This window comes from Pontibacter sp. SGAir0037, from assembly GCF_005491705.1.
GTDB lineage: Bacteria > Bacteroidota > Bacteroidia > Cytophagales > Hymenobacteraceae > Pontibacter.
Genome location: NZ_CP028092.1, coordinates 4,852,414 through 4,877,090 on the forward strand (window position 1 = coordinate 4,852,414; position 24,677 = coordinate 4,877,090).

The 24,677-nt window shown below is 55.8% G+C and carries 19 protein-coding genes; 10 read left to right on the plus strand and 9 right to left on the minus strand.

Features of this window, described 5'->3' with window-relative positions:
- Positions 1–33 precede the first annotated feature (33 nt).
- The 5 genes from C1N53_RS20095 to C1N53_RS20115 all read left to right on the plus strand — a co-directional run bounded on the left by C1N53_RS20095 (position 34) and on the right by C1N53_RS20115 (position 7,207).
- Positions 34–1,791: a RagB/SusD family nutrient uptake outer membrane protein gene (locus tag C1N53_RS20095; protein WP_371415935.1), complete on the plus strand. Its 1,758-nt coding sequence runs from the start codon at positions 34–36 to the stop codon at positions 1,789–1,791.
- A 10-nt stretch (positions 1,792–1,801) separates the two neighbouring features.
- Positions 1,802–2,920: a phosphatidylinositol-specific phospholipase C1-like protein gene (locus C1N53_RS20100; protein WP_137761010.1), complete on the plus strand. Its 1,119-nt coding sequence runs from the start codon at positions 1,802–1,804 to the stop codon at positions 2,918–2,920.
- 107 nt (positions 2,921–3,027) lie between these two features.
- Positions 3,028–4,260: a CehA/McbA family metallohydrolase gene (locus C1N53_RS20105; RefSeq protein ID WP_137761011.1), complete on the plus strand. Its 1,233-nt coding sequence runs from the start codon at positions 3,028–3,030 to the stop codon at positions 4,258–4,260.
- A gap of 37 nt (positions 4,261–4,297) precedes the next feature.
- Positions 4,298–5,299: a metallophosphoesterase gene (locus tag C1N53_RS20110; RefSeq protein WP_137761012.1), complete on the plus strand. Its 1,002-nt coding sequence runs from the start codon at positions 4,298–4,300 to the stop codon at positions 5,297–5,299.
- A gap of 588 nt (positions 5,300–5,887) precedes the next feature.
- Complete coding sequence (locus C1N53_RS20115) at positions 5,888–7,207, plus strand: site-specific integrase (protein WP_137761013.1); 1,320 nt, start codon at positions 5,888–5,890, stop codon at positions 7,205–7,207.
- A gap of 152 nt (positions 7,208–7,359) precedes the next feature.
- Here C1N53_RS20115 and C1N53_RS20120 read toward each other — a convergent pair whose 3' ends face one another.
- Positions 7,360–8,433, minus strand: a complete 1,074-nt coding sequence (locus C1N53_RS20120; protein ID WP_137761014.1) for a DNA alkylation repair protein — start codon at positions 8,431–8,433, stop codon at positions 7,360–7,362.
- A 185-nt stretch (positions 8,434–8,618) separates the two neighbouring features.
- Positions 8,619–9,029: a helix-turn-helix domain-containing protein gene (locus C1N53_RS20125; protein WP_137761015.1), complete on the minus strand. Its 411-nt coding sequence runs from the start codon at positions 9,027–9,029 to the stop codon at positions 8,619–8,621.
- Positions 9,030–9,292: 263 nt separating this feature from the next.
- On the opposite strand from C1N53_RS20125, the gene C1N53_RS20130 reads away from it, so the two are divergent.
- Positions 9,293–9,751, plus strand: a complete 459-nt coding sequence (locus tag C1N53_RS20130) for a helix-turn-helix domain-containing protein (RefSeq protein ID WP_137761016.1) — start codon at positions 9,293–9,295, stop codon at positions 9,749–9,751.
- 45 nt (positions 9,752–9,796) lie between these two features.
- Here C1N53_RS20130 and C1N53_RS20135 read toward each other — a convergent pair whose 3' ends face one another.
- The 7 genes from C1N53_RS20135 to C1N53_RS20165 all read right to left on the minus strand — a co-directional run bounded on the left by C1N53_RS20135 (position 9,797) and on the right by C1N53_RS20165 (position 15,569).
- Positions 9,797–10,288, minus strand: coding sequence for a hypothetical protein (locus tag C1N53_RS20135; protein WP_137761017.1), 492 nt, complete (start codon positions 10,286–10,288; stop codon positions 9,797–9,799).
- Complete coding sequence (locus tag C1N53_RS20140; protein WP_137761018.1) at positions 10,285–11,220, minus strand: relaxase/mobilization nuclease domain-containing protein; 936 nt, start codon at positions 11,218–11,220, stop codon at positions 10,285–10,287. Before C1N53_RS20140 ends, C1N53_RS20135 begins: the two co-directional genes overlap by 4 nt.
- A complete protein-coding gene (gene mobC / locus C1N53_RS20145) occupies positions 11,217–11,588 on the minus strand; it encodes a plasmid mobilization relaxosome protein MobC (RefSeq protein WP_137761019.1) in 372 nt (123 codons plus the stop codon). Before mobC ends, C1N53_RS20140 begins: the two co-directional genes overlap by 4 nt.
- A gap of 146 nt (positions 11,589–11,734) precedes the next feature.
- Positions 11,735–12,703 (minus strand): toprim domain-containing protein, encoded by a 969-nt coding sequence (locus C1N53_RS20150; protein ID WP_137761020.1) that lies wholly within the window; start codon positions 12,701–12,703, stop codon positions 11,735–11,737.
- 237 nt (positions 12,704–12,940) lie between these two features.
- Positions 12,941–14,167 carry a primase-helicase family protein gene (locus C1N53_RS20155; protein ID WP_137761021.1) on the minus strand — a complete coding sequence of 409 codons (1,227 nt, stop codon included), beginning with the start codon at positions 14,165–14,167 and terminating at the stop codon, positions 12,941–12,943.
- Positions 14,168–14,181: 14 nt separating this feature from the next.
- Positions 14,182–14,520 carry a helix-turn-helix domain-containing protein gene (locus tag C1N53_RS20160; protein WP_137761022.1) on the minus strand — a complete coding sequence of 113 codons (339 nt, stop codon included), beginning with the start codon at positions 14,518–14,520 and terminating at the stop codon, positions 14,182–14,184.
- Between the two features lie 89 nt (positions 14,521–14,609).
- Positions 14,610–15,569, minus strand: a complete 960-nt coding sequence (locus C1N53_RS20165) for a hypothetical protein (RefSeq protein ID WP_137761023.1) — start codon at positions 15,567–15,569, stop codon at positions 14,610–14,612.
- An 811-nt stretch (positions 15,570–16,380) separates the two neighbouring features.
- Here C1N53_RS20165 and C1N53_RS20170 point away from each other — a divergent pair.
- The 4 genes from C1N53_RS20170 (at position 16,381) to C1N53_RS20185 (ending at position 24,644) form a co-directional block, all read left to right on the plus strand.
- Positions 16,381–19,629 (plus strand): RHS repeat protein, encoded by a 3,249-nt coding sequence (locus C1N53_RS20170; RefSeq protein WP_168194068.1) that lies wholly within the window; start codon positions 16,381–16,383, stop codon positions 19,627–19,629.
- A gap of 69 nt (positions 19,630–19,698) precedes the next feature.
- A complete protein-coding gene (locus C1N53_RS20175) occupies positions 19,699–21,585 on the plus strand; it encodes a hypothetical protein (RefSeq protein WP_137761025.1) in 1,887 nt (628 codons plus the stop codon).
- On the plus strand, positions 21,498–23,180 hold the full coding sequence (locus tag C1N53_RS20180) for an RHS repeat domain-containing protein (protein ID WP_137761026.1): 1,683 nt from the start codon (positions 21,498–21,500) through the stop codon (positions 23,178–23,180). The genes C1N53_RS20175 and C1N53_RS20180 overlap by 88 nt, the downstream gene beginning before the upstream one ends.
- Positions 23,181–23,240: 60 nt before the next feature.
- Entirely contained in the window at positions 23,241–24,644 is a 1,404-nt protein-coding gene (locus C1N53_RS20185; protein ID WP_137761027.1) for a hypothetical protein, read from the plus strand.
- Positions 24,645–24,677 lie beyond the last annotated feature (33 nt).

The window sequence follows — 24,677 nt, forward strand, 5'->3', positions numbered from 1 at the left end:
ATAAACAAAAGACTCTTTTAACATCACGGTGAAATGCAAAATAAAATGAGGAATAAGAAGTTTTACAAAGTCCTGCCTATAATTGTATTGTTTTCTACATTTTTGGGTTGTACCTCTTTAGAGGAAGAAATTTTTGATGAGTTGACAGGAGTCGGCCAAGCAGAAACTGTAAGTGGTTCCATAGCGCCGGTATATGGTCTTCTCCGGTCTGGCGTATGGATGCATACGGTGAATTTCGGACTTCAGGAAGTTGCTTCTGATGAAGGCATTCTTCCCTATCGTGGGGGTACAGACTGGTATGATGGTGGCAAGTTTATTGCGGTTCACCAACATCTGATGACCCCTAGTAATAGCTTGGTAGGGGATACCTGGACGCAAATAACTTTAACTTTATCGAGAGCAGTAATTGCTGCGGAAAGATTAAAGCAGGAATCAGAAAAAGGCAATTCAAATGCCCAGGATGGTTATTATGAAATGGTCGCCATGAAAGCATACCTCAATATGCTAGCGCTTGATAACTGGGGCCTTGTTTTCAAGAAAGAGCTTTCCAGCGAAAGATCAGTAATTCTAAGAGGACAAGAAGCAATCGATTATATCGAAGGTGAGCTTTTGTCGGTTGTGAACGTCATTAACAACAATAAAGGCCCGGGTAGAATAACGAAAGATGCTGTAAAGGCTTTGCTGGCACGTTTGTATCTGAATGCTGCCGTTTATCGCGACCCATACGGTACACCTAACTTTAGAAGAGAGGATATGGATAAGGTTATACAATACACCAGCGATATTATTTCTGGTCCTTATTCACTATCTCCTGAGTATTTCGATTTGTTTAGTGATAATAACCACTCTAATCCTGAGCTTATATTCGCACTTGACCAAAGAGGGGTGCTTGAAAACGAACACCAACGATGGGCCTATTGGTCTATATCCGGTGACCTGATTCCAAGACCGGAATTTCCGAATACACGTGGGACGGATGCGGTAGCAGTTACCCCTGATTTTTACCAGACCTGGGTAGATGCCTACGGCAATGTAGATCCTGCCGATGCCGATGCCCGTTTCTATAAAGAAAATACGGTTATTCCTGATGCACTTAAAGATCTTACTGGTATAACTCCAATGAATGATTCAGAGCATTATTATTGTGTGAATGCTACTGATTTTGAGATTGACAGAGGAATACTCCGCGGTGTAATTTGGGGACCCAGAAAAGATGGAGGAGGCAATATTCTGACTTGCGGCGATGGCAAAGTAAGGATATATCCTGTAATTAATAAAAGAACGAGTGGTGCAAATCTAACCTATGTTAACCATACACGCAATGTTGATTTTAGTGGTCCGGGGAGCTTGCATAACACAGGATATCGTTTTTCAAAGTATCAGTTTAGTCATACCGCTAACAATTGTTGTAGCTATAGTAGTGTCGATCTTGTTTTGATTCGCTTGGGAGAGATTTACTTGATGCGTGCTGAGGCCAAGTTGAGAAGCGGTGACAATGCCGGGGCTTTGGCCGATATCAATACCTTAAGAACTTCCAGAAATGCCCGGCCTGATCAGACTCCTGCTGCCTTGAGTAGTATTGACCTAAATATATTGTTCCGTGAGTCGGGCTTTGAACTGTACTGGGAAGGGTTCAGAAGAAATTATCAAATACGATTTGGCAAATACGAGAGCAATTGGACCGGGAAGACTGATAGTGATGTACACAAAAGATTGTTCCCGATTCCTCAAAGAGCAATCGATGGTGCTTCCAGCGAAGCAGGATTTTTAGTGCAAAACCAGGGTTACTAAGGCTACAACAATGAAAGGAATCGTCATCTTATTATCCAGCATTTTATTGTCTGGTGCGGTTGTGGCCCAGGCTCCAAATGCCAGGAAAGGAGAGTTAGCCGGTAAAGTTGAGAAAGAAGCAGCTCGAATGCCTCTAAACCATATCCAGGTGATAGGGTCTCATAACAGTTACAAGCAAGCTATCGACCCTGCACTGTTTCAGATGCTGAAGCAAACTAACGGTGACCTGGCTACTGGTATAGACTATAGCCATGTCAGCATCATAGAGCAGCTGAATATGGGCTTGGCAAACCTGGAGATTGATATCTATGCAGATACTGAAGGGGGCAAGTATGCGCACCCGAAGGGGCTGGACTGGGTGAAGAACCAGGCAAATGAGTATGACCCTGAAAAGCAGATGATGGCACCTGGCTTTAAAATATTCCATATCCAGGAAGTAGATTTCAGGAGCCATTACCTGACGCTGAAAAACTGCCTGCAGGACCTGAAAAAATGGTCAGACCAGCACCCCGGCCATCAACCCGTCTTCATCACCATGAATGCCAAAGATCAGGCCATCGAGAAAGAGGGATTCACTGTTCCGGAAAAATTTACTGCTGCTGTGTTAGATCAGCTCGACCGCGTGATACTGGATGAACTGGGGAAAGATAAACTGCTAACGCCAGACCAGGTAAGAGGCAAGTATAGCACCCTGGAGAAAGCCGTGCTTCAGGGTAATTGGCCATCCTTACAAGAGGCAAAAGGCAAGTTTATCTTTGTGCTGGATGAGCAGGATGAAAAAAGAACTACTTACATTCAGGGCCATCCATCACTGAAAGGACGCGTGTTATTTGCAAATGCCGAACCCGGAACCCCGGAAGCAGCTATTTTAATTCTGAATGACCCTGAAAAAGAGGCAACCAGGATACAGGAGCTGGTAAAGAAGGGGTACATCGTGCGTACCAGAGCAGATGCAAATACTGAGCAAGCCCGAAAGAACGACAGAAGCCAGTTTGAAGCTGCCTGTAAATCTGGAGCACAAATCATTACAACAGATTATTATCAGAAAAGCACCCATTTTGCTTCTGATTACGAAGTGAGTTTCGATGGAAATGTTTATCTGAGAGCTAACCCGTTGTTCAAGAAGTAACATTTATAAAAGCCTGTCAGAAAGCTGTCCTTCAAGTTATAAAGAACAGCTTTCTGACAGGCTTTTATGCTACTATAAGTTTGATTTTAATTCCATTATTTTTTATCATGTTTTTCAAAAGTAACAGAAACAGTATTCTGCTTCTGGGCCTTGTCTGTACTGCATTACTTGGCAGCATATCAAGCTGCGTCAGCAGTGCTGCACCGGAACAGGCAGGCTACAGCAACCCTTATGCAACAAAGGATGTAGGTACGCTGCCTCCCATTGCCAGTCTTACCGATGGCGTATGGCTCAAAGGAGACCTTCACGTGCACTCCAGGCATAGCAAGGAGTCAACGAACAATCCTATTTCAAAGATTCTTAACTTTTCTGGGGCAGTCGGTATAGACTTCATTTGCATTACCGACCACGATAACCATGTGAATGGAGACGTAGCAAACAATACCTGGGCAGATCCCGAGTTCAAGTCAGACTCCGTGCTGCTGCTGTATGGCGCAGAATGGACTACTACACGAGGCCACGGCAATCCGTTTTCGGCCAAACCATATCATCACCAGCGGCTGTTCGACGTGCGCGACCAACGGGATACAGTCATCGGAAAGGTGGTAAATGACCTTGGCATTCATTTGTCTGCGAACCACCCGAGCGGGAAAGACCATTTCGGATATTCCTATGACATGATCAAGTCCATTGAAGTATGGAACTCGGTGCTTTGGTCTAAAAATGCCAATGCTATTATGATTTGGGACGATATGCTCTCATCGGGGCGAAAGTTGACGGGCAGGGGTGGAAGCGATGCGCACCATGGCGTGCCTGATACACCAGAACAGGCCACGGAAAACAGTAGGCAGGCAACAGCCAACTATGTCGGTACCCCTACCACGTGGGTGTTTGCCACCGAGCGAACTTCACAGGCGGTTGTAGATGCCCTTACGAACGGGCGCGTTTCTATCAGTGCTAACCCTTATGCACCGCGTGTAGAGTTCCATGCCGATCTAGACCAGGACGGCAAGCAAGACATGATGATGGGCGACAATGCCAAGTCTACGGGGAAGGCTGTCAAATTCCGCGTGCAGCTGACAGGCAATACTGTTCTAGGAGCATCCTATACCATAAATGTGGTGAAGAACGGTGGTAAGTTTCGCACCTTTGAAGTAACTGGTAACCAGCCAGTGGTAGAGTTTACTGATATACCGGAAGCGCTTGGCCGGAGTTACTACCGTGTGGTGGTAGAGGGCTCGCCGACAGACTATCCGGAGGTGCCGCAGTCAATGCAGCTAAGCGAGAACATGGTAGCACTGTCAAACCCGATCTTCTTTAATTTCGACCCGAACTTTTAGTCTCGGTTGAATAAGTTCTGTTGTCAAGTAAAATAAGATGTCATACATGTCAATCAAGCGGCTTTTTGTTGTATTTATAGCTTGTGCCGCTTATGGCCTGCAGGCGCAGGCACAAACCAAGGATTATGAGGCCGAATATGCCAAAGGGTACCGCGGCGGCTATATTAAGAAGCTGGAGTCGATAGACGGTGCGCTGGAATTTGTTGCCGTAGGAGATTTTGGCAGGGGAGGGGAGTATTTCCAGAAAGATATGGCCGAACAGTTGGCAAAAGCCGTGACAGGCATAAATGCCAGCTTTATTATATCCACGGGCGATAACATTTATCCTCACGGGGTGGCGAGTGTACAGGATCCGCTGTGGCAGTTATCATTCGAGAATGTCTTTTACCAGTACCCACTGCACCGCGACTGGTATGCGGTGTTGGGTAACCACGACTATGCTGGAAATGCACAGGCACAGGTTGATTATACCCACATCAGCCAGCGCTGGAACATGTCCGCCCGCTATTATACCTTCAAGCGAAATGTAGGGAAAGACGCAAAAGCACTTTTTATTTACCTTGATACTAACACCTTTGACAAGGCCGCTTACCAGAGCACTTATGGCGAGGAACTGGTGCAGCAGGATAGTGCCGCTCAAAAGCAATGGCTGGAGCAGGTATTAGCGAATGACGATCCCACCGTAAAATGGAAAATAGTGATAGGGCACCACCCGATGTATACTGCCGGTAACAGGGCTTTGCAGGAGCCACACTTCCGCCACTCCCTGGAACTGATATTTGAGAAGTATAAAGTGGATGTATACTTGAGCGGTCATGAGCATCACTTGCAGTATTATCATCCGAAGGACAAGGTGACCCATCATTTTATTTCCGGCGCAGGGTCAGAGGCAAACGAAAGCTTGAAGCCAAGGGCTCCGCACGACTTCTTTGCGCCTATACAGGGCTTTATGACCTTTGCTCTAACGGAAAATATGCTCCTGATGCAGGCAATTGATCGGAAAGGTAAAGTTCTGAAGAAGGTAAGGATAGAAAAATAGTCATAGAGGCAAAAGGCTGTTTCAAAATAGCCTTCTCCTGAAATCTAAGGATAGAGCGGGAACTATTAAATAAATATATAAAACGATGTAGATCCGCCGCACTTGGGGAGGGGTGGTGGGTGGTTGTGGCAAAAGACATAGAACAGACGCAGGCTTTGGGTGCTGCAGTGAAGGTAAGTTTTGGCAGCTACGGAGCCTCCCGTAGAAAGCTCATCAATGCCCGGCACTCAGTTGGTCCTGTTAAGCAGTATCACCTTTAACTGCTCTACAATCTCAATCCTGCCGCATCCCATTTTTTGCAAATAAGAAAACGGATAAATAATGAAAGTTTGTGTGCAAATTGTATGCAAATAAAAAAGGCCCTTAGCGTGCTGCTAAGGGCCTTTAAAGTGGTCACGTAGGGAGTCGAACCCCAAACCTTCTGATTCGTAGTCATGACGATGTCCTTTATTGTTAGTTTTAGATATTTATAAAAAGCCTGTTTTTAGCCAAATTAAGCACTTTTTGTTTCGCCTTACTTAGCAATATTCCTTGACTTTTTGAGGGTTTGTGTGCAAATTGTGTGTACAGAAAATTATTTGCACACACATGATACCTGTACTTACTTCCGTCATGCTGGATACCAGAAGGACCTTGAAAGACGGTTCTTTTCCGGTAAGGTTACGGCTGACCTACCAACGGCAGCGCAAATACTACAACACCAGCTACTCTTTAAGCGAGGCAGAATTCTCCAAAGTCCAGGCTGAAAAACCTAAGGGAAAATACAAGGAGCTTCGGATAGCCTTCCAGGCGATAGAGCAGAAGGCTATCGGTATCATTCGTAACCTGGATGTCTTCACGTTTGAGCAGTTCGAAAAGAAGTATCTAAAAGCGGCCGTCAAAAATGATGTCTTCACTGCCTTCGAACAACAGGTCAAAAAGCTGGCGGAAGAGGGCAGGGTAGGAACAGCCAGCAGTTATGAGAGTGCCAGCCTTAGCCTGCTTTCTTACATTCACAAGGAGCCCTTAACCAGGAACAAAGGTTTGTCTCGGGCTAAAGCAAACGAGAAAAAGGAAAATCTGCTGAAAAAGCGGAAACCCTTGGCGTATGCCGCTGTCACGGTTGACTTCCTGACGGGGTATGAGAAATGGATGCTTCTACACGGCAATTCCATCACCACCATCGGTATCTACCTTAGAGCGGTCCGGGCCATCTACAACAATGCCATCGCTGCCGGGGAGGTGACCGTCGACCTGTATCCGTTCGGCAAAAGAAAATACCAGATACCTTCGGGACGGAATGTGAAGAAAGCCCTGACATTGGCGGACATCGAGAAGATTTTCTCCTACCAGCCTGCTTCTGAAAATGAAGGCCGTGCAAGGGACCTGTGGGTCTTCTCCTACCTGTGCAACGGGATCAACGTGAAGGACATGGCGCGGCTGAAATACAGGCAGCTCGACAAGGACACCATCACGTTTGTCAGGGCTAAAACGGAACGCACCAGCCGCCAGAACCTTAAAGCTATCACGGCCATGCGAACACCGGTGATAGACGAGATCATCGAGAGATGGGGCAATAAACCTGCTTATAGTGAGGCCTATGTGTTTCCCTTACTTGAGCCGGAGCTATCGGCGGAGCGGGAGCGGGCAAAGATTCAGCACGCCACCAAGACCATCAACAAGTACATTAAGCGAGTGGCGGCTGCGGTTGGCATTGAGAAAAATGTAAGCACTTATACGGCCAGGCACTCTTTCTCCACCGTCCTCAAGCGGGCAGGGGCACCAATAGAACTTATATCTGAGTCCTTGGGGCACTCTAATCTAAAGACTACCGAAAGCTACCTGGATAGCTTTGAGGATAGTGTGAAGAGGCAGTACACAGCGCAGCTGACAGCTTTCAAGAATGCCAGTCTCGGTAAGCTTAGTTAAGCTTAATGTCCTATAGATTGATCTTATTAGAATATTAAGTATGACTTTGTATCTGCCTGGGGTCATAATATACTGCCGATGCAGAAAGTAAAAGACTTAGATGAAGTTGCTTATTATGCTTCTTCGGCAGTGGGAATGGGTTGCTCGCCTGATCACACCACCTCAAAGGCAGCTTCAGCAAAGGCGACGCCATTCAGGTAGATGGCTACACGGTGCTCGCCCGGGTAATGCCTGCGGGTGGTCATTTGCTGAAAAGAATGGCTTTTGCTGAACACGGCTTGTCCGGGTTCGAAAAACTTCTCCACCAGTTTGAACACTTTGGTGCCGTGTTTACCGCCGGGCCTGGCGTAATGGATGACGTACTCGATCCTGATCTTCTGCGGCTGGCTTACATGAAGAGAGAACCGGAAGCTCAACCTGGAGCCGATGCTGACGGCAGGCGTTTCCACTGCTAGGTCGATGATTTTTACCTCCTGCACCGGTTGCAGGCCAAACAAAGCCAGCGCCTGCGGGTGACCTTTGCGGATCAGGCCACGGCAGGCGTGCCGGATAATCCAGTTCGTGTTTTCGTCTGTTCCCAGCCAGGAAGCGGCAATTTGCAGCACCACGTCCGGGTGGTCTTTGGAGATGTCGTTCAGGTTATTGGCAACGCTTCTTCGCACGTAGTCAGAGGGATCGGCCTTTAGTACTTCCAGGATAGGTAAAACAGGCGAAGGGTCCTTTTTCAAAGCCGGAAGCCCCATGGCCCAGGGCAGGCGCGGGCGGCACCCTTCGCTGGCCAGTCTCCTGACATGGTGGTTCTCGTGTGTTGCCCACTGCAGCATCTGCTCCAGCATAGGCGCTGGGTAACGCAGGATAAAAGGCCTTACGGCAAACTCGGAGCTGGAGTAGGATGTAAAAGCGGCCAGCGCCGCCACAGATTCCCCGTAGTGCTCCAGGCCGAACACCTCCACAAAGTCAGGGAAGATTATTCCTGCCAGTCCTGTATAGCCCGGTGCAACTTTGTATAGTAGATCGAGCTGTTGCGGATAGGGCAGGGGCATAAACCGGTGCAGGCAGCGGGTAATGTGCCGCATCCTTTCCTTCAGCTCCAGCTTTTCCCACTGCTCATCCAGCACGGCCCGGGTAAATTCCTTTTGCTGAAACAAAGGGAGATGTTGTGAAAGGTTGGCCGCCAGCCTTTGCACCAGGGCCTTGTTGTAAATATCCTTTAAGAGTGCCGACATCTGGTCTAAGCGGTTGATCTGCCTGCAAGTTAATCACAATGCTATGACAACAGTGTGTCAGCAGGATATATTGATAAAGTACCGACAGGCTTTACTTGTACCTATTGTATAACAAAGCCCGCCGAGATCAGTCTATATCTGACGGGCTTTACATTATATCTATTGTAGAGTACAAACAGCAAATACTACTCCTTCTTCATCAGTCGCTCCAGCAACTCTACCTTCTCCCGCTCGCTCTGCAGCAGGCGCTCGTAAAGCTTTTTATTTTCTTCCATTACCTCCATCAGCTTATCAAGCGGATTGAAGGTAAGAGTGCAGTTATTGTTAACTGAACCAGCATTGTCATTTAACGTACTAGAAATTATATTAATGACAGCGTCATCACTATAGTTTTTTATAGCCTCCGTCTGAACGCCAAGCACCTTGGCAATTTTCACCAGCGTTTCCTCTTCCACCGCCTCACTTGCTTCAATGCGCGACACCGTCTGCTGGCTCACGCCCAGCTCGTGGGCAAGACTTTCCTGCTTAATGCCGCGCAGCTCTCTAATGCGGCTGATCTTTCTTCCGATGTGCACGGGCTTCATAGTCGTTTCCATGTATCAAATATAGCATTTTCGCCTGAGTACGAAAAACAATAAGATGAGTAAAGTACACAGGCTTTGGGTTCGGTACACAAAGATAATGTACCATCTTAGGCAAACAGCAGACCAAGATGTCATGCAAACGGTGAAAGCAGCCGCCATTCCGGGTGGTCCTTGATGCAGCCGGATGATATCGTGTTCCTGCAGACTGAAATGAATGGGAGTGGCTAGTCATGTCCTGCCCTGCTACATTACCAGTACGGTTATAAACAGCTATTATGTCAAAGAGAACGGAGGAACAGGAGCCCAGGCCCCACCTGGGGCACAAGGTACAGCGTTTGCGGGAAGTGCTGGGCATGAAGCAGGCTGTCTTAGCCCGTGCAACTGGCATGAGCCAGCAGAACGCCTCCAAGCTGGAGCAGAGCGAAACCATACCGGACCAGACGCTGGAGCGGCTGGCAAAGGGCTTAGGGGTCACAGCAGGTTTCATCAGGCGGTTTGACGAAGAAGAGGCTGTCCGACACCTCCAGCAGCATATCCTTGCCACCTGCGCAACGTCCAGCCACCATGCCATTGATAAAGCGGTAGCGCTCTTCGAGCAGCTGCTCCAGCTTGAGAAGGAAAAAATGAAGCTGCTCACCCGTGTCCACCAGGACATCCTCGCCCTGGCGGAGCAACTGCATGCACTGGAAAAGGAGCAGCCATTAGATAGGGGAGGAGAAGGGAACCGTAACTAAACGGCTTGCTTTTGGGTTGTTCGCTCTTACGTTGGTTGCGGCCTCTTATGGATGACGATGGTAAGTGGAGTCCACCCACTGTACCGCCTCCGGGTAAGCCTGCTGCAGCGCCCTGTACTTGGCCTCGTTCACTTTTAGCCTGCCGTTCTCCCGGTACAGGCCAAAGCACAGCCCTGCGGAAATGGCAGCTGCCAACAGGCAGGCGATGGCCCCGATGATGAAGCCTCTCGACCTGTCCTCGAAGTGGTGGTGGTGCCGGACGGGCAGCACCTTGGGCAGTTTGGAGATCGTGTCGCGGAACGAATTGATCTGGGCGTAGATCTGCAGGGCCTGCAGGCTCAGGTCATGCCGCCCGAGGAGGGCCTTGAGCTCCTCCAGCTGCCTGGAGATGTCGGGAGCAGCAGGCGCCTGCTGCTCTGGCTCTTGCCCGGGCCTTGCCGTTTCGGCAGGATGCTCGAGCTTTTCGAGCCGTTTGCCGTGGAGGGCCAGCACGCGCTCCGCGTCGGCCACCCGTTCTTCTAATTCCGCTGGTGTCATAGGTGTCTGCTCTTTTTCTTTCTGCGTTTCTTCCGCAAGTGGTAATCCTCCACAGGCGCTGCGTTCTCTGCCTGGCCTAAAGGGGATAATAAGCCGCTGCCGGCAGAGGGAAGCAAGGAGGGGGTGTGGCCAGGAGCAGCAGGCCTTGTGATATGCAGGTGAACCTGTTGCTGCTTTTGGACCAGTGCCGACAGCGCTTCCTGCTGCCTGCTCAGCTCCAGCTGTTTGCTGATGCCGCGGTAGCTGAAGCTCCGGGAAATGGCAGAGCCCTTGAAGCTGATCTCCCCCTGGCGGAAGCTGACGCCCTGCACCTGCTCTGAGCCGCTTCTGTACTTGAAGTGAAGCGTGATGCCTTTCTGCAGCAGCAGCGCCTCCAGTTCCTGCCAGCTGCTGGCCTTGCCCAGGGCGGAGCTGATGGCATCGTGCAGGGCGTACTTTGCCTTGTCGGCCCCTGTGAGGCGCTGGCGGTTCACCTGCCCTTTGCCCGGTGCCAGGTAGTAGCCGTGGCGCTCGGTCATCTCCCGGCATACCCGGGCGTTGCGGCGGCGCTGCAGCTTATCCGGGATGGTTTTGCCGTGGTAGTCCACCCGGTTGTAGACGATGTGCAGGTGCGGATGCTCCCGGTCCCGGTGCTCGACCACTAGGTACTGCGTGTCTTGGATGCCCATCTTCTCCAGGTACTCCCTTGCCCGCTCCGCCATCACCTCCGCACTGAGTTTCTCCTTGTCATGTGTGCTCCAGCTCAGGGCGATGTGGCCCACGGCTTTGCCCAGCTCGGGCCTGAGCTGGCGCTGCAGGTGGAAGTCGGCGACCATAGCGGAGACGGAATCCGTGCGGATCCCCTCTGCTGCCAGCACCCGCGCCCCTTGCTTCTGCGCCACGTAGCGCACGCAGCCCGCAAAGCTTTTGCCAATCATCACCTTGCCGATCATCTGCGGGAGAGGCTTTGCAGCAGGCGGTTGATCTCCTCGAGGGCCAGGCGGCACTTGCCCTGCACCGTGAGGAGCCCCTCGCGGTGGGCCAGGCGGGCGAGCTGGTTGAGGTTGTTGGCCAGCCCCGAGAGCATGCGCAGCTGGGCCGCCTCCTCCGGGGAGAGCCGTGCCACCACCGTTGCCTTTTTGGCGGCTATCCGGAACCAGGCCGAGGCGCTCAGCCCCGCCTCCCGGGCCTTGCCCCGGACCAGGAGCCACTCGGTCTCCGTCAGCCGCACCACCAGGGTACAGCTGCGCTTGATGCTTTTAGCGGGGCGGCCGCCTTTCCTTCGCTGCGGCTCAGGCCGCTCGTCTCTGTTTGTTTCCATGTTTAGCCTTGGTATGATGTTGAGTAAATTCCCTGCTGCGACCACCGGGAGCACAGGGGCGGGAAAAGGTTTTTGTATGACAAAAACACAAACTTGCTCCCACTCTCAAACAGCCTTGCTCCACGACGCAATCAGGTAGTGCCCTTTCAAAGCCCCGGCCTCTGCCGCTGCCTTTTAGTCTGCTGCTGCCTGGCCACGAGGTAGGCGTTCACATCCTGGTGGCTTTGGTAGAAAGAGGAGGCGTCGATGGCTTTGGTATGGGAATGGAGCAGCCGCTCGGTCAGCCGTCTCCCGGCCTGGTCCCGGTCGAGGAAGAGGTACACCTCCCGGTGCTTTTCCAGCAGCTCCAGGCTCCTGCCCGCTAAGGCGACGGAGTTGAGGATGATGAAATTGGAAGAGAGTTGCCTGTGCGCTTTGAGCTCGAGCAGGGATAGGAAATCCAGGAAGCCCTCCAGCACGCAGACGGATTTCCCTCCCTTGTCCAGGAAGGTGATATCCTTGGGGGAGGAGGAGCCCTTGAACCAGGCGTTGCGCAACTCGTAGCCGCCCGAGCGGTTGGCAAAGCCGACAGCCCGGTGCTCCTTTTCCCCGAGGGCGAAGCGTACCTCCCGGCAATAATCTTTTGCCGTCCCGTGCCGGATGCCCCGACCGCGGAGGTAAGCGGCCAGCTCGCTGCCCTGGCGCAGGGGCTGTGTCTCCAGGATGGTGATACCGGAAGAGGTACCGGGTGGAGTGACTGTCTCCTTCTGGACGGCATCCGTTTGAGCTATATGCTTCCAGGTTCCGGGTACGTCCGGGATACGGTGCGTTTGTTGCCGGGGCAGAACGTTTGCCTGTGAAAAGAAGAACTCCTCTGAGAGGAGCCGGATGGTCTCCTTCACCTCGCCGTTGCCGAAGAGGCGCAGGGCCAGGTCGAAGAGCTTGCCGCCCTCGCCTGCCCCGTGGTCGTACCAGCGGTTGAGCCGGGTGCTGACCTTGAAGGAGGGGGTGCGCTCGGTCGGGCGGATGGGGGAGATGTACCACCAGTCCGCACCGCGCGTGTAGGCGGGCCGGAAGCCCTGGCTGGCCAAAAAGTCGGTGATGGCCAGGCCGCTGTTGATCTGCTGTATGTTCATGTTTTTCCCTTTCAGAAGCAAGCGTAAAAATGACCGGGTAGGAGCTGTGCTTTTTCCTGATGATTTGATGAATTGTGTCTTTAACTTCCTGATAATAAATAAAATAAGTCCTCATCAAAGCCTCATCACGCTGTTTGGCTGTGATGAGCCTGCTCATCGTACTCATCATTCCTCATCAAAAAATAAAGTATATGATAAGCGTGTAAATGATTGATTTACAAAGTGTAACAGTTGATTTTAGTAGCTCTCATCAAACTTTTGCCGGATCCAGTCCTGGCAAACGGAATAGTAGCGCCCTGTGAGTCTTACCTGGCAGGGCTCCCCCTGGGCGTTGTAGTGGTAGGTATTGTAGCTCAGGCTGTTGGGAGCGGGTACCAGTTGCCACTCCCCCTGGAGCACCTGCCGCACCTGCTGGCGCGTCAGGCGGGGCTGGTGACGCCGGAGCAGCTCAAGCAGGTCCTTGGCCGTGAAGTGCAGCTCCTGCTCGCCGGTGGCCTCGAAGAGCTCCCGCAAGAGGAGGAGCAGCTCGGTCTCCACCCGGTTGCGGCTGCCCTGCATGACGCGTAGCAGCGCCTCGGTGCGCAGCTGCTTCTCCGAGAACCACATCCGGGAGAGACCCTGCGGTACGGAGAGTGGCCGCCGGAGCAGGTAGTGCAACAGGTGGGGGATCTCCCGCTTCATCTCCTGGAGCAGGTAGATGTTTTCTTTTTCCAGCACCGGCACTTTCCGTACCCAGTAGCGGGTCTCGGTCGGCTCGATCAGGAGGAAGCTCTCCTCGTTATTGGAGCAGAGGACGAACTTTCCGAAGAACTCGGTCTCCCGCCGGTCCTTACCCTTGGCCTCGATCTTGGCGGTGCGGGCCGTGCTCAGGTTCTTGATCTTCTCCGAGTCCTCCTTCCGACCCAGCAGCACCTCGTCCACGGCGATGAGCAGCACGTTCATCCAGTCGGCGTTGAACTGGGAGCGGAAGTCGCTGTTGCCGTTGAAGGTCACGTTCCGCCCGAAGAGGAGCTTGAGCAGGTTGAGGAAGGTGGTCTTGCCCGTCTTTCGCTCCCTGGACACCAGGCAGAGCACCGGCAGGTGCTGGGTGGGGCTGCGGTAGAGGAGGGTGAGGTAATCGAGCCCCAGCTCGTACTGCTCGCCGAAGATGTGGCGCAGGAAGGCAAGCGTCTGCGGGCAAGGCCCCTCCGCCGGCTGTCCCTCCAGCGGGTGGTAGAGGTTGTAGAAGCTCCCCACCGCCTCCTGGAAGTGCAGGTGGCTGGGTACGCAGCAGAAGCCGTCGTAGCGGCGGATCTTCTTGACCTGCTGGCGCGAGAGGTCCTGGCGCAGGGTCTCAGCCGACCAGGGGACCCACAGCTCGGTGAAGTCCCCCTGCAGGGTAGGCTGTCGGCAGCGCTTGTAGTAGGAGGTCTGGACCCGGATGTAGCTCTCCGGGCTGCCCAGGGGGTAGTGCTTGTTTTCCATGGCAGGCAGATAACCTAGTAGCGCTTCCTGCCGTTGTTACTTGCCTTTTGCACGGCCTCCTGCTGGATCTCGGAGACGGTCTTCTTCCGTCCCTGCCGTACCCAGTCCTCCAGCTCGCTCTTGCGGAAGTAGAGGCGCTTGCCCCGCTTGCTGTAGGGGATATCCCGGCAGCTGACCTTGGTGTAGAGGGTGGCCACGGAGAGGTGGAGGAAGGTGGCAGCCTGGGAGACGTTGAGCAGGGTCTCCTTTTCGGGTGGGGGCTGTTGCTCCACTAGCAGTCGCTCGATGCGGTTCATTTTCTCGTGCAGCAGGCTGAGGGCCTGGGGCAGTTGCTCGAAGGTGAAGTGTTCCATGGCAGCGTGTGTTTTTGTGGTTGTTGCTGCAATGGTAGGGGCTTATTTGGATGGGCTGCAAGAAGGCTGGCCGCTATCCTACCTGTTTCCTACGGGATGGTATAATTTTTCTGGGTGCGCAGGACGGGGAAGACGGCGTAAGTACCGTCGGCCTGCTTTCTTACATCCAGGATGGGGGATTGGCAGGGCTTGGCGTTGGAGGAGATGAGGGCGGCCAGGTACCCCTGCGGCAGGGTCCGCTGCTGCCTGCGGTAGACGTAGGCAAAGTACCGGGAGATCCAGGTCTCCAGCTCGCCTTTGAGGCAGCCGACGAGGAGGTTGGATTCGTAGAGCTGCTTGAAAGCATCAGCCAGCTGGTTGCCGTTCCCGTGGAAGAGCAGGGGAGAGGTGACGCCTTTGTTTTCCAGCAGGAGGGGCAATAGTTGCTGCTGGTCCTCTGGGCTGAAGTAGCCCTTGAGGATGTCGAAGAGCCTTTCGGCTACCCCGTCCACGAAGCGGGGAGTACCTGAAACTGGTTTGGGAGGAACATCCGAAACCGGTTCCTGTTGCTCCGGGGTGGGAAGCAGCGTTTGCAGGTGCAGGAGGAGGCTGGCCAGCATCGCTTCGCGCAGCTTGACCGACTCGGCCAGATCGTCCACCAGCTCCTCCCGAATGGCTATGCCGGCATCAAGCGGCTGCAGGTTGTGCACCAGGAAAAGATTTGGCAGCTGGAGTTGGTGCAGGTAGGCGGTGGGGTAAGGTGCTCCTAAATCCAGGGCGTTGTTGTGGAAGTTTACCCAGAAGGCTCTGAAGCGTTTTTCGATGCCCGTGAGCTGGTGCAGGACGAGCTGCAGCTGGGGGTGGTGGAGGGGAAGCAGGTCCAGAGCGGCCATCTGGGAGAGGAGTCGGAGCTGGCTCTCGAAGGCGGCGGCCTCGTCGTAGTGCGTCGCGTGCCGCAGGTCGTAGACAGTAACTTCCCTATGGCCGAGGGGGCCCACGGGCACATGCCGTTGGACCAGGCGGAGCTCGAAGGTCTGCAGGCGGGTCAGGAACTTTTTCAGGTGCTTCATGGTGCGGCGGTTTTGGTTAGGGGACTCTGCTGCTGCCCAGCCACCGGGCAAAGCCGGTGCAGCTCCCGCAAGGCGAGGAGGGGGAAAGGCAGGGGTAGGCTGCGCCTTGCCCTTTCCCATCTCAATATAAGCCAAAGCGTGGTAACAACAAAGAAGGGGAGCGGCTTTTGTGAGCGAAGGTTACGGTAGCCGAGGCGCGGGCAGAGGCATGACCCGGGACCTGTGCAGGAGATAGACCGCTGGCAGATGAAGGGGCGATACTGCTATGTTTCTGCATGGTCCCGCTGTCCCGTCAGAGGTGAGGGCCTATTGTTTTTTAGAAGTATTCATCTCTTTGTTTAACATAACGTGTGTTATGGGAGCTCTGGCATCTAAGGTAGCACAACAAGCATTTCTGCATTTTTATACAATGCGTCTTCCCTTCACAAACTTTCAGCAATACATTTATTTTTAATAAGTGGTGTAACACTGAAATGTTACTTTTGGCAATTTTTATCAGACCCATTTCTGCATCTGGGCGCGCCAGTGCGGTTATTTGAACATATAATATAGAGGATAATCAATGTTACTTTTCGTATAAAACATTCCTTTATTAATATATAAAGTTTTTAAAATTTTGGTGAGACTTCGGTTCCCTTAGCCGTGTTTCCTTTCACCTTAAGCTGTGAACTGAACTTTGTATATGAAACAGTCTTTCCTTTGCGTCTTTTTTTGCTTAGCCCTGCTGTATGAGGGCTATGGCCAGACCGCCCCCGGCTCTCTGAACCCGAGCCTGGATAAAGTGTCCCCGCCCTCTCCGAATGCGGCAGCCTTGGGCAAGTTCGGCAATGTGCCGGTGGGGCTCTCGACGGGCATTCCGCGGGTGAGCGTGCCGATCTACTCCTACTCTGGAGCGGCCAACGGGCTGAGCCTGTCGGTCTCGCTGGACTACCACGCGGGAGGAGTGAAGGTGGACGAGGTGGCCTCGAGTGTGGGGATAGGCTGGGCGCTGAGCGCTGGGGGCGTGGTGAGCCGGGTGATGCGCGGCATCCCCGACGAGGTGCTCACCTACGGCTTCATGGACTATACGCCGCCGCAGGTGGAGCAGGAGGGAAACGTGCCCTTTGACATCAGCGCCAGGCCTTATAACCTGATCTACACGAATACCTATGACAGCCAGGGGGACCTGTTCAGCTACAGCTTCGGCGGGCGGAGCGGCAAGTTCTCCTACGGCAGGCAGGGGGATTTGCTCATCCACAACCTGGACCAGCTCAAGATTGAGAAGACCATGACCGGAACGGGCATGAGCAGAAGGATCAACAGCTTTACCATCACCGACGACAACGGCTATAAATACGTTTTCGGAGCCGCAGAACAGACTTTTGATCAGAGCTACCACACAGTACTTGGGGATTATACCTCCTCCTGGTATCTGACCGAGATCGTCACCCCTTCGGGCAAGGATAAGATCGTGCTGGAGTATGAGAGTACACAGATTGGACCTTATAACCTTGGGCCAAGCGCATCAGAGGTTATAGGTATCTTCCCAAGGGGAAGTAGGGAGACCTCTGTCGGGGGAGGAACCCTGATTGTAAGCGGCAAGCGCCTCAAACACATTCGTTTCCCGGACGGGGTGGAGATGAGCTACAGCTATAAGGCAGAGAGCAGGACGGACCTTGTGGGCGACCGCCTGCTGGATAAGATCACGATCACGGACGCTGGCGGGGCCAGGCGGGGCTTCCGGCTGGTGCAGGACTACTCGACCAACCGGGCCACACTCCGGCAGGTGATCCCCTTCAGCGGGGCCTCGGAGACGGAAAGCAAGCCCTACGCCTTCGAGTACCACTGGCGTCCGCTTCCCGACAGGATGAGCTGGATGAAGGATCACTGGGGCTACCACAACAGCAACACGGGGCACCTGATCCCGGAGGAGATCTACCCCTACAACGACATCCCCACCAAAAACTACAAGCTTGCTGGTGGCAACCGGGACACGGACCCGGAGCGGGTCAAGGCGGGCTCGCTCACGAAGATGAGCTACCCGACCGGCGGCTACACGGTCTTTGAGCTGGAGGCCAACCAGGCCCAGGACAACTGGCTGGACCAGAGCTTCACCTACACGGTGCAGCAGCCCCCCTACACGGACAAGAACACCTCGGTGTACCTGTCAAGCGGGAGTTCCGCTGTAGCGCAAGTCTCCTTCAGCGGCCAGCCCAACACCACAACCAACTTCGAGTTCGAGATCCCGGGCTACGGCTCCTGCCCCTACGGGGGCTGCAGCGTCGTCGCCGAGATCCGCGCCCCGGGCGCTTCATACACCCAGTACATCCAGAAGGTAATTCCTTACTCGGGGGATGGGAACACGATCAACTATACCTTTTACCTGCTCAACATGGTGCAGGGGACGCACACGGTCACCTTCTACACGACAGGGGGGCTGCAGTTTGAGAACTACGTGCAGGTCAAGTGGCGGGAGGTGAACGCGGGGACGAGCTCGACTGTGACGCTCAGGCACCTGCAGCCCTGGGTGGGCGGGCTGCGTGCCAAGAAGATAAGCGACTACGACGGGATATCTACTACGCCTGCCAGGGTGCGGGAGTACGCCTATGTGCTGGAGGACGGGGTGACCTCCTCGGGTGCCCTGGGCGCCTACCCCACCTACACCCACAGGGTGCACTATGCGTGGAGAAGCCTGAACGGACCAGAGAACCCTTCTAACCCATACGAAATTTATCTTGGTAATTTCAGTCCCAACTCCATTGTACGCTCCAGTTCACCTGTTTTTGACATAGCCTATGGTTTGGGGAGCCCTGTGACCTACAGGCGCGTGGTGGAGCGTGAAACGCAGGGGGGGCAGGACAACGGTCGGACGGAGAGCCACTTCACTTCTTTTGCCGACCACCCGCCGAGCTACAATTCCACCTTTCCCTACACGCCCCCGATCATCAACGAGAGTCAGCTGGGGCTTCTGAAAAGGGAGCTGGTCTACAGCCGGGAGAACGCACTGCTGAAAGAGACGGTGAACGAGTACCAGTTCTCCAAGGATGAGAGCTACCACCAGAATGCCGTGCGCATGGAGCGTTTCCGTTCTATCTCCCTAGTCCCCGTTAAGTATAGGTTTTATGGGCATGATCCTGTTGTAGAAGGGGGGGTTTCTAATTCAGATCCTGAGAGGGATTACTGGAAGTACCAGGATAAAGACCCGATCTATTTCATCAAGTCGGACTTCTACCCTGTGACGGGTCGGACGGACCTTGTCAAGAGCACGGTGCAGGAGTACAGCAGGCAGGGCACGTCGACGGTGTCTTACAAGACGGAGACGCGCCACGAGTACGACGCGGCGACGCGCTTCCTGCGCAGGAGCAGCTTTGTGGGGAGCCGGGGGGAGACGCAGTCGCGGGAGCTCAAGTACCCGCAGGACCTGGTGGCCTCGACGGGGGGCGCTTCTGGTGTGTACGGGCAGATGGTGGCGGCCAACATCCTGCGGCCGGTGGTGGAGGAGCGTCAGACGGTGGCCGAGGGGCAGGATGTCCGCCACCTGGTGACGGTGAGGACCAACTACCACCGCCCGTTTGCGGGTCAGGGCGTGTTCGTTCCGCAGACGGTGGAGACGCAGAGCCTGGGCAACGGGCCGGAGGTGCGCCTGCGCTACCACGGCTACGACGATCGTGGCAAGCCTAAAACAGTTTCTAAGGAGGGGGACGTTCAGCTGACCTACATCTGGGGCTACAACCACTCGCTTCCTGTTGCCCAGGTGGAGAACGCCTCCTACGAGGCGGTTCGGGACGCCCTGGGCGGGGAGGCGGCGGTGTCGCTGATCGCCTCGTCGGCCACGCTCACGGCCGCCCAGCAGGCGCAGCTCAACGGGCTGCGGTCGCAGCTGCCGCAGGCGCAGGTGACCACCTACACCTACAGCCCCTCTGCCGGGGTGACGAGCGTGACGGACGCGCGGGGGCAGTCCACCCACTACGAGTACGACGGGATGGGGAGGCTTCGCCTGATTAGGGACCACCGCCAGAACATCCTCAAGGCCTTCTGCTACAGCTACGCCGGAGAGCTTATCTCCTGCGACACCCCTTGAGCACTACTAGGTGCCTGTGCCTTGATGAAACATAACAGCCTTACAAGTAAATAACATTTTACCGTGGACATGAAAAAGATACTGATTGCAGCGGTCGCCGTGCTGCCAAACGCGGGGGCGTGGCGTTGCTCTCTACCTGCTAAAACGGGCTGTCGGGCTATGATTTTGCCTTCCTGTAGAAGGCAATGTATACTTGTTGCGCTTATCTGCCTTCGCCTTGTATGCGGGGTGCATGGCCAAACAGCCCCCGGCTCGCTGAACCCGAGCCTGGAGAAGGTCTTCCCGCCGTCCCCGAACGCGGCAGCCCTGGGCAAGTTCGGCAATGTGCCGGTGGGGCTCTCGACGGGCATTCCGCGGGTGAGCGTGCCGATCTACTCCTACTCTGGAGCGACCAACGGGCTGAGCCTGTCGGTCTCGCTGGACTACCATGCGGGCGGGGTGAAGGTGGACGAGGTGGCCTCGAGTGTGGGAATAGGCTGGGCGCTGAATGCAGGCGGTGTGGTGAGCCGGGTGATGCGCGGCATCCCCGACGAGGTACCTACATACGGCTTCATGGCCTACACGCCGCCCCAACAAGAAGAAGCGGGTAATAACCCCTTCGACATCAGCGCCAGGCCCTACAACCTTATCTACACGAACACCTATGACAGCCAGGGGGACCTGTTCAGCTACAGCTTCGGCGGGCGGAGCGGCAAGTTCTCCTACGGCAGGCAGGGAGATCTGCTCATCCACAACCTCGACCAGCTCAAGATTGAGAACACCATGATTCATAGTGGGGCAGATCGTCGGATCAACAGCTTTACCATCACCGACGACAACGGCTATAAATACGTGTTTGATGCGGTGGAGAAAACAACTGATAGTGGTGCCAATACTGTCTTCGGCGTATACACCTCCTCTTGGTATTTGACCGAGATCGCCACGCCTTCGGGCAAGGACAAAATTGTGCTGGAGTATGAAGATACTACCATCCCAGCCTATAGCATCGGCCAGACGCTTACGGATGTTATTGGCATTTTCCCTAGGGCGGATAAACCTGGATCACCGGCATCAATCAGCTATAACAGCATAAGCGGCAAGCGGTTGAAGCGGATCATCTTCCCAGACGGGGTGGAGATGAGCTACAGCTATAAGGCAGAGAGCAGGACGGACCTTGTGGGCGACCGCCTGCTGGATAAGATCACGATCACGGACGCTGGCGGGGCCAGGCGGGGCTTCCGGCTGGTGCAGGACTACTCGACCAACCGGGCCACACTCCGGCAGGTGATCCCCTTCAGCGGGGCCTCGGAGGCGGAGAGCAAGCCCTACGCCTTCGAGTACCACTGGCGTCCGCTTCCCGACAGGATGAGCTGGATGAAGGATCACTGGGGCTACTATAACAGCAACACGGGGTCTTTGATCCCGGAGGAGATCTACCCGTGGCCTGAGAGGAAGGCTTCAAACTACAAGCTCCTGGGTGGCAACCGGGACACGGACCCGGAGCGGGTCAAGGCGGGCTCGCTCACGAAGATGAGCTACCCGACCGGCGGCTACACGGTCTTTGAGCTGGAGGCCAACCAGGCCCAGGACAACTGGCTGGACCAGAGCTTCACCTACACGGTGCAGCAGCCCCCCTACACGGACAAGAACACCTCGGTGTACCTGTCAAGCGGGAGTTCCGCTGTAGCGCAAGTCTCCTTCAGCGGCCAGCCCAACACCACAACCAACTTCGAGTTCGAGATCCCGGGCTACGGCTCCTGCCCCTACGGGGGCTGCAGCGTCGTCGCCGAGATCCGCGCCCCGGGCAGCCCTAGCTATCAATACGTCCAGAAGGTGATCCCCTACTCGGGGACGGGAACACGATCTACTACACTTTCAGCCTGCTCAACATGGTGCAGGGGACGCATACGGTCACCTTCTACACGACGGGGGGGCTGCAGTTTGAGAACTACGTGCAGGTCAAGTGGCGAGAGGTGAACGCGGGGACGAGCTCGACTGTGACGCTCAGGCACCTGCAGCCCTGGGTGGGTGGCTTGCGTGCTAAGAAGCTGACAGACTACGACGGGATATCTACTACGCCCGCCAGGGTGCGGGAGTACGCCTATGTGCTGGAGGACGGGGTAACCTCCTCCGGAGCCCTGGGCGCCTACCCCACCTACACCCACAGGGTACACTATGATTGGAGAAGCACAAATGGAGGCACTTTAACAGATAAAGATAACCCCAACAACCCTGAACCCGAAGAATTTTACCATGGTAATTTCAGTCCCAACTCCATTGTACGCTCCAGTTCGGCTGTTTTTGACATTGCCTATTCCAACGGTAGCCCTGTGACCTACAGGCGCGTGGTGGAGCGTGAAACGCAGGGGGGGCAGGACAACGGTCGGACGGAGAGCTACTTCACTTCTTTTGCCGACCACCCGCCGAGCTACAATTCCACCTTTCCCTACACGACCCCGATCATCAACGAGAGTCAGCTGGGGCTTCTGAAAAGGGAGCTGGTCTACAGCCGGGAGAACGCACTGCTGAAAGAGACGGTGAACGAGTACCAGTTCTCCAAGGATGAGAGCTACCACCAGGATGCCGTGCGCATGGAGCGCTTCCGCTCCATTTCCCTGGCCCCCGTCAAGTACTTCTACCTTGGAGCAGATAGTGATGTAGAGAATTCATTTTGGGTAAAACAGTCTCCAGACCCGATCTACTTTCTAAAGTCGGACTTCTACCCTGTGACGGGCCGGACGGACCTGGTGAAGAGCACGGTGCAGGAGTACAGCAGGCAGGGCACGTCGACGGTGTCTTACAAGACGGAGACGCGCCACGAGTACGACGCGGCGACGCGCTTCCTGCGCAGGAGCAGCTTTGTGGGAAGCCGGGGAGAGACGCAGTCGCGGGAGCTCAAGTACCCGCAGGACCTGGTGGCCTCGACGGGGGGCGCTTCTAGTGTGTACGGGCAGATGGTGGCGGCCAACATCCTGCGGCCGGTGGTGGAGGAGCGTCAGACGGTGGCCGAGGGGCAGGATGTCCGCCACCTGGTGACGGTGAGGACCAACTACCACCGCCCGTTTGCGGGTCAGGGCGTGTTCGTTCCGCAGACGGTGGAGACGCAGAGCCTGGGCAACGAACCGGAGGTTCGCCTGCGCTACCACGGCTACGACGATCGTGGCAAGCCTAAAACAGTTTCTAAGGAGGGGGACGTTCAGCTGACCTACATCTGGGGCTACAACCACTCGCTTCCTGTTGCCCAGGTGGAGAACGCCTCCTACGAGGCGGTTCGGGACGCCCTGGGCGGGGAGGCGGCGGTGTCGCTGATCGCCTCGTCGGCCACGCTCACGGCCGCCCAGCAGGCGCAGCTCAACGGGCTGCGGTCGCAGCTGCCGCAGGCGCAGGTGACCACCTACACCTACAGCCCCTCTGCCGGGGTGACGAGCGTGACGGACGCGCGGGGGCAGTCCACCCACTACGAGTACGACGGGATGGGGAGGCTTCGCCTGATTAGGGACCACCGCCAGAACATCCTCAAGGCCTTCTGCTACAGCTACGCCGGGGAGCTTATCTCCTGCGACACCCCTTAGCCTAAGGCCTATCTACCAATGATACACCGATTTTCCCACAACCATAACCACTGAGCCAGCATGCTACGCGTCTTGATTCTATTCTTCTCCCTGGCCCTGTTGGCCTCGGGAGCAAAGGCACAGGAGGGAAGCCCCCCTCTCAGGGAGGCGGCGAGCCCGCCTGCCAAGCTCTGGCGCTCGCTGGAGCGGAAGAGTGGTCAGGCGGAGGAGCGGCTGGCCCGGCAGACCCGGCGCTACCTGGACAGGGTGGCCCGCCGGGAGGAGCGGCTCCGAAAGCGGCTGCTGCGGGAGGACTCGCTGCGGGCCCGGGAGCTTTTCCCAGGCGATGCCGCGGCGCGCTACCGCAGGCTGGCCGAGACGCCCGCCGGAAGCGATCCCTATGCCAGGGTTTACACGGGTCACCTCGACTCGCTGACGACCGCGCTGCGGTTCTTGGAGGAGGGCGGTGTTTCCGGTACAGCGCAGGCCCAGGCACTCTCCTCCCTGGAGGCCCTCCAGGAGCGGCTCGACCGCACCGACCACATACGGCAGGCGCTTGAGCAGCGGGAGCGGGAGCTGCTCGAGCGCCTGCAGGGCACGGGGCTCAGCGGCAGGCTCAAGCCCCTGCGCAAGCAGGTCTACTACTTCGGCGCCCAGGCCGACGAGCTGCAGAAAAGCGTCTCGGAGCCGGGACGGCTGGAGGCGGCCCTGCTGCGGCAACTGGCAAAGGATCCGCGGTTCCAGTCCTTCTTCCAGGCCCGCTCGCAGCTGGGGGGCATCTTCAACCTGCAGGGGACTGGCCCTGAGGCCGCCAAGCCGGGGATACAGACGCTAACCTCTGTTGGGGAGGCGCTCCGAGACCGCTTCGGGGAGGCGGGCGGCGACTTGCTGGAGCCTTTCCGGGAGACCCAGGAGCGCCTGGGCTCCCTGCTGGGCCAGGGCGGGGGCATCGGCCCCTCCGAGGCGGAGGCCCACGGCTTCAGGCCGAACGGACAGCGGGCAAGGCCCTTGCTCCAGCGCCTCGAGTACGGCTTCAACGTGCAGTCGCAGGGCGCCCGCCATGCCCTGCCCGCCTCCAGCGAGCTGGGGGGGTGGCTGGGCTACCGGCTGCACGACAGGGCCAGTGCGGGCCTGGGGGCCTCCTATCGGCTGGGCTGGGGCAGCGGCATCCGGGACCTGCGCCTGAGCCACCAGGGGCTGGGGCTCCGCACCTACGGCGAGTACCGCCTGGGCGGCCGCTACCTGGCCTACGCGGGCTACGAGCTCAACCACCGCCCGGGGCCCAGACGCGCGGTCCTGCCCCCTGCGGCGGGGGACACGGCGGGGGGGCGCTGGCAGCCGAGCGGCCTGGCGGGCCTGGCGGTCAAGTACCGGCTCCGGGGAAGCGCGCGGGGCAGCATGCAGCTGCTCTGGGACTTTCTCAGCTACCGGCAGGCGCCGCGCACGCAGGCCGTCCTGCTCCGGGTGGGCTACCAGCTCAGGTGAAAAATCTAAAGACATCGACTCATAAGCATTCCA

What these genes read in the sequence shown, in the direction of transcription:
- C1N53_RS20095 (WP_371415935.1), top strand. Translation starts at nt 34, where the DNA reads ATGCAAAATAAAATGAGGAATAAGAAGTTTTACAAAGTCCTGCCTATA.
- C1N53_RS20100 (WP_137761010.1), top strand. Translation starts at nt 1,802, where the DNA reads ATGAAAGGAATCGTCATCTTATTATCCAGCATTTTATTGTCTGGTGCG.
- C1N53_RS20105 (WP_137761011.1), top strand. Translation starts at nt 3,028, where the DNA reads ATGTTTTTCAAAAGTAACAGAAACAGTATTCTGCTTCTGGGCCTTGTC.
- C1N53_RS20110 (WP_137761012.1), top strand. Translation starts at nt 4,298, where the DNA reads ATGTCATACATGTCAATCAAGCGGCTTTTTGTTGTATTTATAGCTTGT.
- C1N53_RS20115 (WP_137761013.1), top strand. Translation starts at nt 5,888, where the DNA reads ATGATACCTGTACTTACTTCCGTCATGCTGGATACCAGAAGGACCTTG.
- C1N53_RS20120 (WP_137761014.1), bottom strand. Translation starts at nt 8,433, where the DNA reads ATGTCGGCACTCTTAAAGGATATTTACAACAAGGCCCTGGTGCAAAGG.
- C1N53_RS20125 (WP_137761015.1), bottom strand. Translation starts at nt 9,029, where the DNA reads ATGGAAACGACTATGAAGCCCGTGCACATCGGAAGAAAGATCAGCCGC.
- C1N53_RS20130 (WP_137761016.1), top strand. Translation starts at nt 9,293, where the DNA reads ATGTCAAAGAGAACGGAGGAACAGGAGCCCAGGCCCCACCTGGGGCAC.
- C1N53_RS20135 (WP_137761017.1), bottom strand. Translation starts at nt 10,288, where the DNA reads ATGACACCAGCGGAATTAGAAGAACGGGTGGCCGACGCGGAGCGCGTG.
- C1N53_RS20140 (WP_137761018.1), bottom strand. Translation starts at nt 11,220, where the DNA reads ATGATCGGCAAGGTGATGATTGGCAAAAGCTTTGCGGGCTGCGTGCGC.
- mobC (WP_137761019.1), bottom strand. Translation starts at nt 11,588, where the DNA reads ATGGAAACAAACAGAGACGAGCGGCCTGAGCCGCAGCGAAGGAAAGGC.
- C1N53_RS20150 (WP_137761020.1), bottom strand. Translation starts at nt 12,703, where the DNA reads ATGAACATACAGCAGATCAACAGCGGCCTGGCCATCACCGACTTTTTG.
- C1N53_RS20155 (WP_137761021.1), bottom strand. Translation starts at nt 14,167, where the DNA reads ATGGAAAACAAGCACTACCCCCTGGGCAGCCCGGAGAGCTACATCCGG.
- C1N53_RS20160 (WP_137761022.1), bottom strand. Translation starts at nt 14,520, where the DNA reads ATGGAACACTTCACCTTCGAGCAACTGCCCCAGGCCCTCAGCCTGCTG.
- C1N53_RS20165 (WP_137761023.1), bottom strand. Translation starts at nt 15,569, where the DNA reads ATGAAGCACCTGAAAAAGTTCCTGACCCGCCTGCAGACCTTCGAGCTC.
- C1N53_RS20175 (WP_137761025.1), top strand. Translation starts at nt 19,699, where the DNA reads ATGAAAAAGATACTGATTGCAGCGGTCGCCGTGCTGCCAAACGCGGGG.
- C1N53_RS20180 (WP_137761026.1), top strand. Translation starts at nt 21,498, where the DNA reads ATGGTGCAGGGGACGCATACGGTCACCTTCTACACGACGGGGGGGCTG.
- C1N53_RS20185 (WP_137761027.1), top strand. Translation starts at nt 23,241, where the DNA reads ATGCTACGCGTCTTGATTCTATTCTTCTCCCTGGCCCTGTTGGCCTCG.